The sequence below is a fragment of the Pantoea sp. Sc1 genome, from assembly GCF_000255315.1.
In the GTDB taxonomy this organism is placed as follows: Bacteria; Pseudomonadota; Gammaproteobacteria; order Enterobacterales; family Enterobacteriaceae; genus Pantoea; species Pantoea anthophila.
Genome location: NZ_AJFP01000001.1, coordinates 2,484,695 through 2,499,912, shown reverse-complemented (window position 1 = coordinate 2,499,912; position 15,218 = coordinate 2,484,695). Strand labels below are relative to the sequence as shown.

Here is a 15,218-nt window from a genome sequence, read left to right as displayed (position 1 = left end):
GCGGGACCTGCGCGCCTGCTGTGACACTTTATCCGCGCATCATTAATGGAGAAAACCATGGCAACAAGCAAATCCAGTGGGCAGAAGTTCATTGCCCGCAATCGCGCGCCTCGCGTTCAGATTGAATATGACGTGGAAATTTATGGCGCGGAACGCAAAATTCAGCTGCCGTTTGTGATGGGCGTGCTGGCGGATCTGGTGGGTAAACCGCTGGAGCCGCAACCGGGCATCGACGAGCGTAAATTCCTTGAGATCGACATTGATAACTTCGATGAGCGCATGAAAGCCCTGAAGCCGCGCGCCGCTTTCCAGGTGGATAACACCCTGAACGGCGAAGGCAAACTGAACATTGATCTGACTTTTGACAGCATGGATGACTTCTCGCCGGATGCCGTAGCCCGCAACGTTGAGCCGCTGAGCAAATTGCTGGAAGCACGTACCCAGCTGGCCAACCTGCTGACCTACATGGATGGCAAAAACGGCGCGGAAGAGCTGATTGGTAAAGTGCTGCAGGACCCGACGCTGTTACAGGCCCTGACCCATCTGCCAAAGCAGGGTGACACCACTGACGCAGAGGAGCCTAAAGCATGACCCAGACTTCACAACAGCCGCAGTCCCAGGGCGCGGCCAGCTTCAGTCAGGATGAGTTCAGCGCGCTGCTGAACAAAGAGTTCCGGCCGAAAAGCGATCAGGCGCGCGCTGCCGTGGAAAGCGCGGTAAAAACCCTGGCGCAGCAGGCGCTGGAAAATACCGTGACCGTCTCCAGCGATGCCTATCGCACCATCCAGGCACTGATCGCGGAGATTGATGAAAAGCTGTCGCAGCAGGTAAACCAGATTATTCACCATCCGGATTTTCAGTCGCTGGAGAGTGCCTGGCGTGGCCTGAGCTACCTGGTGAACAACACCGAAACCGACGAGATGCTGAAAATCCGCTTCATGAGCATCTCCAAACAGGAGCTGGGCCGCTCCCTGAAGCGCTACAAAGGCGCTGGCTGGGACCAGAGCCCGCTGTTCAAGAAGATTTATGAGCAGGAGTATGGTCAGTTCGGCGGCGAGCCGTTTGGCTGTCTGGTAGGTGACTACTATTTCGATCACAGTCCACAGGATGTTGAGTTGCTGGGTGAGATGGCTCGTATCGGGGCGGCAGCGCACTGTCCGTTTATTACCGGTACCGCGCCGGAAGTGATGCAGATGGAGTCCTGGCAGGAGCTGGCGAATCCGCGTGACCTCTCCAAGATCTTCCAGAACACCGAATATGCAGCCTGGCGCAGTCTGCGTGAATCGGAAGATGCCCGTTATCTGGGGCTGGTGATGCCGCGCTTCCTGTCGCGTCTGCCTTACGGCATCCGCACCAACCCGGTCGACAGCTTCGATTTTGAAGAGCAGACCGACGGTTCCGATCACAGCAACTACGCGTGGAGCAACGCCGCCTACGCGATGGCAGCCAACATCAACCGTTCGTTCAAAGAGTATGGCTGGTGCACCGCGATTCGCGGCGTGGAGTCAGGCGGGGCGGTTGAAAACCTGCCGTGCCACACCTTCCCAAGCGACGACGGCGGCGTGGACATGAAGTGTCCGACCGAAATCGCCATCAGCGATCGCCGCGAAGCGGAGCTGGCGAAAAACGGCTTTATGCCGCTGGTACATCGCAAAAACTCTGATTTCGCCGCCTTTATCGGTGCGCAGTCACTGCAGAAGCCGACGGAGTATCACGATGCGGATGCCACGGCCAATGCCCGTCTGGCGGCGCGCCTGCCTTACCTGTTTGCCTGCTGCCGCTTCGCGCACTACCTGAAGTGCATCGTGCGTGACAAGATCGGCTCCTTCCGCGAGCGCGATGAGATGGAGCGCTGGCTGAACGACTGGGTGATGAACTATGTCGATGGCGATCCGGCTAACTCCTCCCAGGAGACCAAATCACGTAAGCCACTGGCGGCGGCTGAGGTCAATGTGGAAGAGCAGGAGGATAATCCGGGCTACTACGCCGCGAAGTTCTTCCTGCGTCCGCACTACCAGCTGGAAGGACTGACGGTGTCACTGCGTCTGGTTTCTAAGCTGCCGTCACTGAAAAATGACAACGCCTAAAGGGTGAGAAGGGGCGCGATGCTGGAGTCTGAATCTGCATCGCGCGCTTCCCTGCTGATGAGGCTATTAACCGGATGTTTGCCTGAGCCTGGTGTGCAATGCTATGCCCGGTCTTTTTCAGACTGAGTGCGTTTGCGTACGCTTTTCACCAGTATAAAAGTCACCGCGACACAAACTGCGATGAAAACGGCTTTACCGGCAATCAATCCGAGTGAACAGGCGTTGAAATGCTCATAGCGAGAAATGAGATATAGCGACCCGACAAGATCAGTGATCGAATAAAGCGAAAGTAGTGACATTAATATGGCCAGGAAAAGGAAGATGATTTTCTTCGCGCTCATTCCTTTTTTGAGCAATTGACAGGCCCGCTACTATAAGCTTTGCATGATATTACTGTCTACAGAATGGCCGGCTGCAATCTCAGGCGAATGGAAGAAGATTAATTCGCATGTCAGGTTTCGCTATGAACAAGCGAGAAATAAAAGTATTTGTCCGATTTAAAAAACGGGCAGCAAGAAGTCTGAAATAGCGTTAATGACGCTATTTCAGAAGCAAGGCAAAGGTAAAATATGGACTGTTTTATTCAGCCCCATGCTTTTCTTTTTGCCATATCCTTGCTTTTTTAAAGCAATAATCTCAACCAATAAAGAGTGAAAGATAATGGCTATTGATATGTTTATGAAGGTTGACGGTGTCACCGGCGAGTCTAAAGACTCTAACCACACTGGCTGGACCGATATTACCTCTTTCTCATGGGGTGCCTCTCAGCCAGGCAACATGTCTGTTGGCGGCGGCGGCGGTGCCGGTAAAGTTAACTTTAACGACCTGCACGTTAACGCCCTGATCGACAAATCGACCACGGCACTGCTGAAGAACTGTGCCAGCGGTAAGCATCTCGCTAAAGTTGAACTCTCTATCTGTAAAGCGGGTGGGACTCAGGTTGAGTATGCACGCATTACTCTGGAAGATGTGCTGGTGACCACCGTTAATTACAACGGTTCTGACAATGGCGATACGCTGGGCATGACCTACTCCTTCCAGGCTTCTAAAGTGAAGCAGCAGTACTGGGAGCAGAGTGCTTCCGGCGGCAAGGGCGCTGAGAGCAGCGCAGGCTGGGACATCAAAGGCAACAAAGAAGCGTAATCGCTTTATGCCGCCTCCCTTCGGGGAGGCTTCATCAGGAGTTTTGCTATGGCACATTTAAGACCTCAATTTTCTGCCGCCTGGAACCGCTTCTCTGAAGTCAATGTCTCGGTAGAAAAGGTAGGGGAAAAGTTGGGTGGCAATGTAGAAGCTAACATTGCCTCCGGGATTTTCCAGAATGCATGCCCAATCAGAATGAGCTATGTTCTTAATTACACGGGCGTTCCTGTTCCGGCTAACAGTCGTTACGCTACCGTGACGGGAAAAGATAAAAAGCGATACATGTTTCGCGTTAACGATATGATGGACTTTCTGGTATCTGTTTTTGGCAAACCCGACCTGACTGTAAGATCGCCGAAACCCGCTTCATTCAATGGTAAGCAGGGGCTGATTGTCTTTCAGGGGAATGGCTGGAGCAATGCCCGGGGACACGTAACACTCTGGAACGGAAATATCTGCTCTGATAGCTGTCACTTCCTGGGGGGTGCGGAAAATGGTACTTTTGTTCCTGATGTTGCCTCTCTGTGGATACTGAAATGAAAAAGGTTCTGATACTACTGGCTTTGATCTCATCACCTGCGGCGCTGGCAATCACGCCACCTGCTGTAAACTCCTTTACGCAATCTCAAATTTTCAGCAACTGGCTGCTGAGTCGTTGTGCAGGGAAGGTTTCTGCTGAAAAAGCATTCACTGATGATGCCTTTAAAAGCGCATCAGCCTGGCTGGAGGCAAGTCATCTTCCCGTGGACGCATTCACCGACGGGGATAAATTGATTAGCGCTTATCTGAAGATGAACCTGACCGGCTCAGTGGCAGGAAATTTTAATATGATGAAATGCACTTTGCTGTCTCAAAGTCAGGATGCGAACGCTCTCTACAATAAATATAAAAAGTAAGCATTTCCTCAAAAAATTACAAATGTTGCCGTGCTCATTTTAAAGAATAGAGTGGATGTTATTCCCTGTTAATAAGGATGCTAACAGCATATAAAATAAAGATGATGCGTTTCGTTCGCACTGAAAACGTCAGGCGAAAGGCGTGTGCTGTTGTCCAGTAATCTCCTGCTGCTGATATATCGTGGATGTCTGAGAGTCGGGTGCTGTACCAGATAATTTTCACAATCAGCTTATTATGGATGGCGCTGTCGTCTCTGTTTATTTATGTAATGAATCAACGACGATATATTTTTCTGCCGAGTAAGCCGTGCTGCCATCAATACGTTCCCGATTAAAACTGTCTGCCAAAAAAACCTTCCCGCTCCCTATACCCCGCACCTTTCCCTGAGAGGTGCGCACTATAGATGCCGAACCGCTAACCGCAGGAATCCGTTATGCGCTTTACGATAATAACGACTAAACCGGGCCAACAGCCGCCGCAGACCCATTGTGACTTCTTTCCGCCCGGCGGCACCATTGGTCGCGGCGTGGACAATAATCTGGTCCTGCCAGATGACGACCGTACACTCTCCCGACTGCAGGCGATTGTGCATATCACCGCCAGCGGTGAGTGCCGCCTGACCAACCGTGGCAATGTGACGCGGGTGCTGCTCAACGATATTCCGCTTGAGCGTGGCCGTCAGGTCGAGCTGCAGGATGGGGACATTCTGGGCATTGATGATTATCAGCTGCGGGTCAGTGACCTCAACAGTGCGCAGCCGCCGCAGACGGAGAGGACGGCTCCGCGCCCTGAGCCGGTGCGCCCTGCGTCGGTAGTGCCTGAGCCGCCGGTGGAAAAAACCGCGACGGCGGCCATTCCCAGCGAAATCTGGGACAGCCTGGCGAAAGAGTTTTCCATCTCGGATGATCTCTCTAAGCGCAAAGCCGCGCCGGAACTGCCGGAGGCGCATCCACTGACCGCGCCTGCCTCGCCGGAGCGTAACCCGGAAGATCCGCTTTCCCAGCTGGCTAATGACGCGCCGCTCGATTTTGGTCAGCAGCCTAAAAACAGCAGCCTGTTTGATGAAGGCGATGCGCTGTTCGCCCGGGAAAGCATTTTTGACGACAGAACGCCAAGCACGCTCTCTGCTCAGCCGAAGACGGCGGCACCTCAGGCTGAAAAGCCCGCCGCTGAACTGGACCCGCTGAGCCTGTTTGAGGGTGAAAGCAGCATGGATGCGCGCAACCATGACGACCCGCTGGGACTGATGATGGGCAACGCGGTGCCCCTGGCACAGCCGGAGCCGCAGACCGCGAAACCGGCCACCCTGCATGTGCCCCCGGAAGCCCCGGCCAGCGTGAAACCGGCGACCGGACGTCCGCCGGAAGCGGTGCCTGCCACGCCGGATGCGCAGGACTTTTCGATGCTGTTCAGTGACGCACCACTACCTCAGCAGGCAGCAGAGAGCCAGCCTCACCCTGAAGCGCCGGGCCAGACGCCCCTGATCGAAGATGAAGACGCCGCTCAGCCCGACGCGGTCACGCCGCAAAATGAGTATGGCGGGATTACGCTGCCTACGCCGCAGGCCGTACAGCGCGCTCCTTCACCGACGCCAAAAGGGCGGCTGCGTATCGATCCGGTCGCCTCGGGATATCAGCCTGCCGCCACGGAACAGCCGTCGACCGCCGGCCAGAACAGCAGCGACGCCCTTAAGGGGGAACTGCTGGATGCGCTGCTGGAAGGGATGGGTCTGCGTGACCTGCAGCCGACGCCCCAGTTTGACCGGGAACAGATGCTGCAGTTTGGTCAGATGCTCAGCATGTTCTCGCAGGGGACGGTCGCGCTGCTCTCATCGCGTTCGATCCTCAAGCGCGGCGTCAAGGCCGACATGACGGTGATCCTCGACGACGCCAATAACCCGTTCAAGCTGCTGCCGTCAGGCAAGACCGTCCTGATGCAGATGTTCGGCAGCCGGATGCCGGGCTTTATGCCACCGCGTCAGGCCGTGCGCGACGCGCTGATCGACCTGCAGGCCCACCAGCTGGGGATGATCGCCGGGATCCGCGCCATCATCGCCTCCATGCTGCAATCCTTTAATCCGGAACAGCTGGAGGAGGAGGCGCGCCAGGCGGGATCGGTGTCACGTATCGGCCTGCCGGGCAGCCGCAAAGCCGCCCTGTGGGAACATTTTGTTGAGCGTTACGGCGAGACGGCGGGCGAAATCGAGGACGATTTTCACACCCTGTTTGGCGAAGCGTTCCTGCACGCCTATGACCTGGAAGTCAATCAGTACAAAGACTCACAAACCCACACGGATGACGCATGAATATCACTATTGCCTCGACGTCGAATCAGGGCGATCGCGCCAGTAACCAGGACCAGATCGGTGATGTGATCGGCAGGCGCTCCGCCTGCTTTGTCGTGTGTGATGGCGTGGCGGGATTTCCCGGCGGCGAGATTGCCGCGTCGATCGCCCGCAGCAGCCTGCTGGAGGCCTTTGATGGCAATGCGCATCTTGATGCGCAGTCGATTCGCCGCTATGTCAATCACGCCAACCACGCCATTCGTCAGCAGCAGAAAGTCAGCAGTGAACACAGCCGGATGGGGACCACGATGGTCAGCCTGTTTATCGACCGGGACTACCATCTGGCCTGCTGGGCCCACGCCGGGGACAGCCGCCTCTATCTGTTCCGGCGCGGTTATCTCTATCTGGTCACCACCGATCACAGTCTGGTGCAGCAGATGAAGGATGCCGGACACCGTACCGAAGGGATCAACAGCAATCTGCTCTATTTTGCGCTGGGGATGGGTGATGAGCAGCGCGACGCCAGCTACAGCGACGTGGTGGAGATTGAAGATGGCGATGCCTTTCTGCTCTGCACCGACGGTTTCTGGCACGGCGTGTCGCTGGAGCAGATGCAGCAGTCGCTGCACATGGTGAATACGCCGGAAGAGTGGCTGACGCTGATGCAGCAGATCATTAAAAACGACCAGCCGGATGCAGGACAGCAGGATAACTTCAGTGCGCTGGCCGTCTGGATTGGGTCACCTCAGGACACCACTTTACTGCACTCGCTCTCTGAAGCGGCGCAGTTCTTCCCTCTGCGAGATTGAGAACGCCAACATGAAATATGGATTACTGGGTCTGGCAGCGCTGCTGCTCAGCACGCACGCTTATGCTGAAAACTATCGCATCGTCCAGTCCCCGGCACAGAAACTGGATGTCTGGATCGATAACGTAAAAAACAATCAGCTGTCGAGCTGGTGTAACAGCACGATCTCTCTGCGGATCGTCACGCTGGGTGAAAAAGACCCGGCGGTGCTGAAAACCTTCCTGCCGCGCGTTGCCGGATTGATGGCGTCCCAGTGTAAACCGCTGCAACAGCTGCACTGGCAACTCACCGACGCGCAGGGCAGTGAAATCGCGACCGGCAGCGCCGCCAGAGCGCAGCAGTGGAAAAACGTGGTTACGCCGCCTGCAACACCGCCTGCGACATCGGCCGCCACGGCCGCCGCCGTGCCTGCCGATCCGCTGGTCAACGCCGCGCAGGCCGACACCTCGCCGTGGCTGCAGTTCAGTCTGCTGGATGGCTGCCATTTCCGCACCTGGTGGCAGCACCCGGCTCAGGGTAGCGCGCTGTTTGTTCCGGCAAAGCAGGGGCTGGTCTGCGGGTCGGATGGCTGGCTCAGCGGACACAGCAGCCTGACGCAGCAGGGTAACGGCGCGACGGCGCAGGTAGGTGTGACCTTCCTGCAGGGCTTCCCGATCATGGGGCTGAGCAACCAGTCGGCGACCACCGAACTGCACATCACCACGGTTAACAGCGAGCGCATGGTGCTGAGCAACGAAAAGTCACCGGACAGCTGGCTGATACTGCCGTTCAGCAACCGGTTTAACGGCTGGCAGGCCAGCCCGCAGGTCGTCGTACAGATGCCGGTCAGCGAAGCTGCGGATGAGAGCGCGGTCGCGGCACGTCTGCAGGAGGTGCGCAAAGTCTGGTCGCCGTGGATCAGCGGCAATGCGGCGCTGAGCGTGAAGCTGGTGGAAAAGCTGCATCCTGAACTGAAAGATCCGGCCGCTGCGGTCTATCGCACCCTCAACTGACGCAAAAGGAGTTTGCATGGAAACCTTACAGCATCGTCTGGCCAATGCCTCGCTGAGCGAAGCGCTGGCTGATGTTACCCGCCAGATCCAGTCCTCTCCGGCCAGCGCTGACCTGCGGGCCGCGTTTGTGCAGCTGCTCTGCCTGGCAGGCAACTGGTCGCGGGCGCAGACCCAGCTGCAATCCTGGCTGGCGTTAAGCCCGCAGGCGCAGCCGACGGTGAATCTTTTGCAGCAGGCGATTGCCGGTGAGCTGCAGCGCGACGCCGTGCTGCGTGGCGAGGCGCAGCCGGTGCTGCCCGGCAGTGCCTGGCACTGGTGCGACACGCTGCTGGCCGCACTGCAGGCGGAGGCAGAGGGCGATGCCGCACGCGGCTCTGCACTGCGTGCCGAAGCACTCGAACTCGCTGCCGCGAATCCCGGCAGCGCCACTCAGCAGGATCAGCCTTCGCCCTTCAGCTGGCTGATGGATGGCGACAGCCGCTTCGGGCCGGTGTGTGAAGTCATCAATCAGGGCCGTTACTACTGGATCCCGTTCGCAGCGATCCGTGAAATGCAGTTTCAGGCACCCGCCAGCGTCACCGATCTGGTGTGGCGTCATACGCGGGTGCAGCTGATTGATGGCAGTGAGCAGGTGTGCCAGATCCCGGCGCGCTATCCGCTGCTGGCGGGGGCGGAAGAACGTTTTCTGCGTGCCGGTGCCACCGAATGGCAGCCGCTGGGTGACGATCCAGATCAGTTCATCGGTCAGGGGCAAAAAATGTGGCTCACCGACAGCGCAGAGTTTTCGCTGCTGAGTCTGCAGCAGGTCCTGTTTGATAACGTTGAGAGTGCTGATGAGTCATGATTCTGGCGGGCAGAATGACGGCTATGCCCAGCTGCATGGCGGCTTTCGTGCGCGCAAAAAGCGCGATGCGTTAACGTCCCGCGACAAACTGCAATCCTCGCTGCTGGATCGTCTCACGGACAACGCGCCGGAGAAGCAGCAGGAGGCGGAGAACAGCATGCTGATTACGCACAGCACGCTGCGCCGCCACGTTCTGCGCGATCTGCAGTGGCTGTTTAATACCATCAATAACGAAGCGCAGCAGGATCTCAGCGGCTTTGATCAGGTGCAGCGCTCGGTCTGGAATTTCGGCGTGGCACCCCTGGCCGGACAGAATGTCTCCGATATCGAGTGGCAGGATATCCAGCGCAAAATGACCAACGCCATTCTCCACTTCGAACCGCGCATTCTGCCGCAGGGCCTGCAGGTGCGCTGCGTGAGCGATCTCAGTTCGCTCAGCCTGCACAACGTGCTGTCGATTGAAATCAAAGGGCGGCTCTGGTGTGTGCCTTATCCGCTGGCGTTTCTGTTCCGCACCCAGGTTGATCTGGAGAGCGGCCATTTCGAACTTCAGGATGCAGGGTAATCATGGACAGCAATCTGCTCGACTACTACAACCGCGAACTGGCCTATCTGCGTGAGATGGGGGCGGAGTTTGCGGCGCGCTATCCCAAAGTGGCGGGACGTCTGGGCATGCGCGGCATCGACGTGGCGGACCCCTACGTCGAACGGCTGATGGAGGGATTCGCCTTTCTGACCTCCCGCGTGCAGCTGAAGATGGATGCGGAGTTTCCGCGCTTCTCGCAGCGTCTGCTGGAGATGATTGTGCCTTCCTATCTGTCGCCGACGCCGTCGATGGCGATCGCCCAGCTGACCCCGGACAGCCGGAAAGGGGACATCACCCAGGGATTCCATGTGCCGCGTGGCACCATGATGGAAAGCCAGAACCTGAAAAAAACCGGCGTCACCTGCAGCTATACCACCGCCCAGGATGTGATGCTGCATCCGCTGCGCATCAGCGAAGTCACGCTTGGCGGGGTGCCCGGCGATCTGCCCACGGGGGAGCTGAAACTCAGCGGCCTGGGGGCAGCCAGTGCACTGCGCATCCGCATCAGCTGTGAGGGGATCTCCTCGCTGAGTCAGCTGAACGTGGATGACCTGATGCTGTTTCTCAGCGGCCCGGATATTCAGGCCCTGAAACTGCTTGAGCTGCTGATGGCGCACCGGGTGGGCATCGTGCTGCAGTCCGTTGAAAAACACCCTCAGCGTCAGGTGCTTTCAGATGATGCCCTGCAGCAGGAAGGGTTCGCGCCGGAGCAGGCGCTGCTGCCGGACGATCTGCGCAACTTCGACGGCTATCGTCTGTTGCAGGAATATTTCGCGTTCCCGGCGCGCTTCCAGTTTATCAGCCTGAACCAGCTCGCGCCGTTTCTGCGCCGCTGCGACAGCGCCCAGGCATTCGACATCATCATTCTGCTCGACAAGGCAGACAGTGGGCTGGAGAGCGTGGTCGATCACAGCCACCTGGCGCTGCACTGCACCCCGGTCATCAACCTGTTCCCGAAAACGGCAGAGCGCCTGAAGGTCAGCGACAGTCAGCACGAATATCACCTGGTGGTGGATAACATCCGGCCGCTGGATTATGAAGTGCATTCGGTGCAGCGCCTGTTCGCCACCATTGAGGGCAAGCGTGAAGAGCAGGTTTTCCGCCCCTTCTGGAGCACTTTCAGTGGCGATCAGGGCGACTATGGCGCCTACTTCTCGCTGCGCCGCGAGCAGCGCACCCTGTCTGAACAGGCGCAGCGCTATGGCACCCGCACCGGCTACATCGGTTCAGAGCTCTTTCTCTCGCTGGTGGATGAGCATCACGCGCCGTGGCGCGATGAGATGCGCTATCTCTCCGCCGAAGTGATGTGTACCAGCCGCGATCTGCCGCTGATGCTGCAGCAGGATCAGGGCAACTTCGTCATGCCGGACTCCATTCCGGTGGCGGAGCTGAAACTGTGCAAAGGCCCGACGCCGCCACGCCCGGCCCTGGCCGAGGGGCTTTCCGCCTGGCGGCTGATCAGCCATCTGCAGATGAACTACCTCAGCCTGATGGACAGCAGCGACGGAGAGGGCGCGGCGGCGCTGCGTCAGCTGTTGAGCCTTTATGCCAACCTGGCGGAAGCACCGGTTGCCCGCCAGATTGACGGCATCCGACACTGCACGCTCAGCGCCGTTAACCGCCGCGTGCCGGAGCCAGGCCCGGTGGTGTTTGCGCGTGGTGTCAGTATCACGCTGGAGGTGGATGAGCAGGCGTTTTCGGGTGCCAGCCCGTGGCTGCTCGGCAGCGTACTGGAGCGGGTCTGCAGCCGCCTTGTGGCGCTGAACAGCTTCACCGAGTTCACCCTCAACAGCCAGCAGCGCGGCGAAGTCGGCTACTGGCCGCCGCGCATGGGCCGGAAGGCGCTGATATGAGTGGCGAAAAAGTCATTACGCTGCCACGACTGACCCGCCTGCCGGACGATTTCTGGCAGAAGGTGATGGCCGCGCCGTGGCGCTACGATCTGTTCCAGCTGCTGCGGCGGCTGGATGCGCAGGGCGGGCAGCGTTATCCGCTGGGCCGTGCGCCGCTGCCGAAGTTTGAAGCGGTGCGCATCGGGCAGACGCCGTCACTGGCGTTTGCTCCCTCTACCGTCGCCAGCGCCGCGCCGCGGGAGGAGACGGGACGCCACGATCTCTCGATTTACAGCTTTGGTCTGTTTGGACCCAATGGTCCGCTGCCAACCCATCTGACCGAATATGTACACGAACGGATTGTGCATCATCAGGATCACAGCCTGTCGGCATTTGCTGACCTGTTTCATCATCGCGCCACGCTGCTGTTCTATCGCGCCTGGGCGGATGCGCAGCCGACGGTCTCCCTGGATCGGCCCGACGACAGTCGCTTTCTGAACTATCTTGCCTGCCTCGCCGGCATCGGGTTGCCGGCCCAGCAGCAGGCCAGCTCACTCAGCCTGCATGCGCGGCTGATGCTGGTGGGGCATCTCAGCCGTCACGGTCACGACGCCGAGGGGCTGGTGCGCATTCTGCAGCACTATTTCGGCGTGCCGGTCAGGCTGACGCAGAACCTGCCGCACTGGCTTACGCTGGACAGCCGCGATCAGGCCCGGCTGGGTGCGGGACGCCATATGCCCCGGCTGGGTGCCTCCGCTTTTCTCGGCGTGGCGGTACGCGACGTGCAGCACCGTTTCCGCCTCCATCTGGGGCCGCTCAGCGCCGCGCAGTATGCCCATTTCCTGCCCGATGCCCCCGGCGCGCGCGAAGTGCGCGACTGGGTACGTCACTACCTCGGCATCGAAATGCAGTGGGATCTCAGTCTGATCCTCGCTGCAGATGAGGTCGGGGGCGTGGCTCTGGGTGGCGGTGCCCGGCTTGGTTATACCAGCTGGCTGGGGCAGATGCCGCAGCCGCAGGATCGCGAAGATTTTATATTTGAGGTTGAGGCTGCCTCGCGCTAGCCCAGCCGCTTTCCCTGTTACACAGCCTGCGTCTTTCATTGAAGAGAGTCCCCTATGTCAGAAATCAGCCGTGCCGTCCTGTTCGGCAAACTGGATACGCTGTTATTTACCTCGCTGGAAAGCGCCACCGCCTTTTGCAAACTGCGCGGCAATCCCTATGTTGAACTGGTGCACTGGCTGCATCAGATGATGCAGCAGCAGGATGGCGACTTACAGCAGGTCATCACACATTTTTCACTGGATGAAAAGGCCCTGACTCAGGACATCGTCGCTGCGCTGGATCGCCTGCCGCGCGGCGCCAGTGCGGTCTCCGACCTCTCTGAGCATATCGACAGCGCCGTTGAGCGGGCGTGGGTTTACGCCTCACTGAAATATGGCGCAACCCGCATTCGCGGCGGTCATCTGCTCATAGGCATCCTTAAAACCTTTAACCTCGCCAGCGTGCTGAAAGGCATTTCCGGTCAGTTTGCCCGGATTAACGCCGATGCCCTGCTGGCGGAGTTCGACACGCTGCTCGGCAACAGCAAAGAAGCGCAGCAGGCGCTGAGCGCACCGCAGGATGTCGCAGGCGCACCGCCAGCCGCCAGCGGCAGCACGCTGGCGCAGTATGGCCAGGACCTGACGGCGCGCGCCCGTGCGGGAAGCATCGATCCGGTGACCGGGCGTGACGACGAGATCCGCCAGATGGTCGATATCCTGATGCGTCGCCGCCAGAACAACCCGCTGCTGACGGGCGAAGCGGGCGTCGGCAAAACGGCGGTGGTCGAGGGCCTTGCCCTGCGTATCGCGGCGGGCGATGTGCCTGCGCCGCTGCGCGACGTGCAGCTCTGGCTGCTGGATATCGGTCTGCTGCAGGCCGGTGCCGGGATGAAAGGGGAGTTTGAGGCGCGACTACAGGCACTGATCAACGAGGTGCAGTCCAGCCCGACGCCGATTGTGCTGTTTGTGGATGAGATCCACACCCTGGTCGGCGCGGGGGGGCAGCAGGGCACCGGCGACGCCGCCAACCTGCTGAAACCGGCGCTGGCGCGTGGCCAGCTGCGCACCATCGGCGCGACCACCTGGGCGGAATATAAAAAGTATATCGAGAAAGATCCGGCGCTGACCCGACGCTTCCAGACCGTGCAGGTGCAGGAGCCAGATGAGGCCAGAGCGATTCTGATGCTGCGCAGCACCGTCAGCGCACTGGAGAAGCATCACCGGGTGCTGCTGCTGGATGATGCGGTCAGTGCGGCGGTGAAACTCTCGCATCGCTACATCCCGGCGCGCCAGCTGCCCGATAAAGCCGTGGCGCTGCTGGACACCGCCTGTGCCCGCGTGGCGGTCAGTCAGGGCGCGCAGCCCGCGGCACTGGAGGATTGTCTGCACCGTCTGGCCGCGCTGGAGATTGAAGCGGAGATTGTGGAACGTGAAATCCGTGTCGGCCTCGGTGATGTGACCCGCCAGCAGGCGATTGCCGGAGAGCGTGCGGCGCTGGAAGCGGAACATGATGCGCTGCAAAAGCGCTGGCTGCAGGAGCGCGAACTGGTCGAGACGCTGATTGCGCTGCGCGCCCGCTGTGCCACCGAAGAGGATGCGGCGCTGCGTGAACAGCGCGATGCCACACAGCAGCAGCTGACGGCGCTGCAGGGTGACACGCCGCTGCTCTTCGCTGCCGTCGATGCGGGCGTGGTCGCCGCCGTGGTCTCTGACTGGACCGGCATTCCGCTGGGCCGGATGGTGAAGAATGAGATCGACGCCGTACTCAATCTGGCGGACACCCTGAACCAGCGCGTTATCGGCCAGCGTCACGGTCTGGAGCTGATCGCGAAGCGGGTTCGCACCACGCGCGCGCGCCTTGACAACCCCAACAAACCGGCAGGCGTCTTTATGCTGTGCGGGCCGTCGGGCGTGGGTAAAACCGAGACCGCGCTGGCGCTCGCCGAGTCGCTGTATGGCGGCGAGCAGAACATCATCACCATTAACATGAGCGAGTTTCAGGAGGCGCACACCGTTTCAACGCTGAAAGGGGCCCCGCCGGGCTATGTGGGTTACGGCGAAGGTGGCGTGCTGACCGAAGCGGTGCGCCGTCGCCCTTACAGCGTGGTGCTGCTGGATGAAATTGAGAAAGCTCATCCCGATGTGCATGAGCTCTTCTTCCAGGTGTTCGACAAGGGCTGGATGGAAGATGGCGAAGGGCGTCACATCGACTTCCGCAATACCATCATCATTCTGACCTCGAATGTCGGCACGCAGCTTATCAGCGCGATGTGCGCCGATCCGGAACTGATGCCCGATCCTGACGCCCTCAGCGCCGCCCTGCGTAAACCGCTGCTGGAGGTGTTCCCGCCTGCGCTGCTGGGGCGTCTGCTGGTGGTGCCGTACTACCCGCTCAGCGATGACATGCTGGCGGAGATTGTGCGGCTGCAGCTGGCGCGCATTGTGCGTCGTCTCGCCGACAATCACGGCATCGAGGCGGAGATCGACGAGTCGGTGGTGAATCAGATCGTGCAGCGCTGCACCGAAGTGGAGTCGGGCGGACGCATGGTCGATGCCATCCTCACCAACACGCTGTTACCGCAGATGAGCCAGATACTGCTCAGCGCCCACGCCCGCGATGAGCGCTATCGCCGCGTTGCCGTGCGCTGTGAGCAGGGCGAATTTGTCTGCCAGTTCGCTGTTTAAAGCCTAGTCATCAGAGA

At 59.3% G+C, this 15,218-nt stretch carries 13 protein-coding genes; all 13 read left to right on the top strand.

Going from position 1 to position 15,218, the window contains the following annotated elements; translation table 11 throughout:
- Nucleotides 1-57 precede the first annotated feature (57 nt).
- Complete coding sequence (tssB, locus tag S7A_RS11525) at nt 58-591, top strand: type VI secretion system contractile sheath small subunit (protein WP_009090754.1); 534 nt, start codon at nt 58-60, stop codon at nt 589-591.
- The gene (gene tssC / locus S7A_RS11520; RefSeq protein ID WP_009090753.1) at nt 588-2,087 is read left to right on the top strand and encodes a type VI secretion system contractile sheath large subunit; all 1,500 of its coding nucleotides are present in this window, start codon (nt 588-590) and stop codon (nt 2,085-2,087) included. The genes tssB and tssC overlap by 4 nt, the downstream gene beginning before the upstream one ends.
- A gap of 660 nt (nt 2,088-2,747) precedes the next feature.
- Entirely contained in the window at nt 2,748-3,230 is a 483-nt protein-coding gene (locus tag S7A_RS11510; RefSeq protein ID WP_009090751.1) for a type VI secretion system tube protein Hcp, read from the top strand.
- 48 nt (nt 3,231-3,278) lie between these two features.
- On the top strand, nt 3,279-3,770 hold the full coding sequence (locus tag S7A_RS11505; protein ID WP_009090749.1) for a type VI secretion system amidase effector protein Tae4: 492 nt from the start codon (nt 3,279-3,281) through the stop codon (nt 3,768-3,770).
- Nucleotides 3,767-4,126, top strand: a complete 360-nt coding sequence (locus tag S7A_RS11500; protein ID WP_009090747.1) for a T6SS amidase immunity protein Tai4 family protein — start codon at nt 3,767-3,769, stop codon at nt 4,124-4,126. Before S7A_RS11505 ends, S7A_RS11500 begins: the two co-directional genes overlap by 4 nt.
- Before the next feature lie 434 nt (nt 4,127-4,560).
- A complete protein-coding gene (tagH, locus tag S7A_RS11495) occupies nt 4,561-6,432 on the top strand; it encodes a type VI secretion system-associated FHA domain protein TagH (protein ID WP_009090745.1) in 1,872 nt (623 codons plus the stop codon).
- Nucleotides 6,429-7,220, top strand: coding sequence for a PP2C family serine/threonine-protein phosphatase (locus S7A_RS11490; protein WP_009090744.1), 792 nt, complete (start codon nt 6,429-6,431; stop codon nt 7,218-7,220). The genes tagH and S7A_RS11490 overlap by 4 nt, the downstream gene beginning before the upstream one ends.
- Nucleotides 7,221-7,230: 10 nt before the next feature.
- The gene (locus S7A_RS11485) at nt 7,231-8,211 is read left to right on the top strand and encodes a hypothetical protein (RefSeq protein WP_009090742.1); all 981 of its coding nucleotides are present in this window, start codon (nt 7,231-7,233) and stop codon (nt 8,209-8,211) included.
- A 16-nt stretch (nt 8,212-8,227) separates the two neighbouring features.
- Nucleotides 8,228-9,055, top strand: coding sequence for a type VI secretion system accessory protein TagJ (locus tag S7A_RS11480; RefSeq protein WP_009090740.1), 828 nt, complete (start codon nt 8,228-8,230; stop codon nt 9,053-9,055).
- On the top strand, nt 9,045-9,620 hold the full coding sequence (gene tssE / locus S7A_RS11475; RefSeq protein ID WP_009090738.1) for a type VI secretion system baseplate subunit TssE: 576 nt from the start codon (nt 9,045-9,047) through the stop codon (nt 9,618-9,620). Before S7A_RS11480 ends, tssE begins: the two co-directional genes overlap by 11 nt.
- Nucleotides 9,621-9,622: 2 nt before the next feature.
- The gene (gene tssF, locus S7A_RS11470; protein ID WP_009090736.1) at nt 9,623-11,494 is read left to right on the top strand and encodes a type VI secretion system baseplate subunit TssF; all 1,872 of its coding nucleotides are present in this window, start codon (nt 9,623-9,625) and stop codon (nt 11,492-11,494) included.
- Nucleotides 11,491-12,537, top strand: coding sequence for a type VI secretion system baseplate subunit TssG (tssG, locus tag S7A_RS11465; protein WP_009090735.1), 1,047 nt, complete (start codon nt 11,491-11,493; stop codon nt 12,535-12,537). The genes tssF and tssG overlap by 4 nt, the downstream gene beginning before the upstream one ends.
- 54 nt (nt 12,538-12,591) lie before the next feature.
- Nucleotides 12,592-15,201, top strand: coding sequence for a type VI secretion system ATPase TssH (tssH, locus tag S7A_RS11460; protein WP_009090733.1), 2,610 nt, complete (start codon nt 12,592-12,594; stop codon nt 15,199-15,201).
- Nucleotides 15,202-15,218 lie beyond the last annotated feature (17 nt).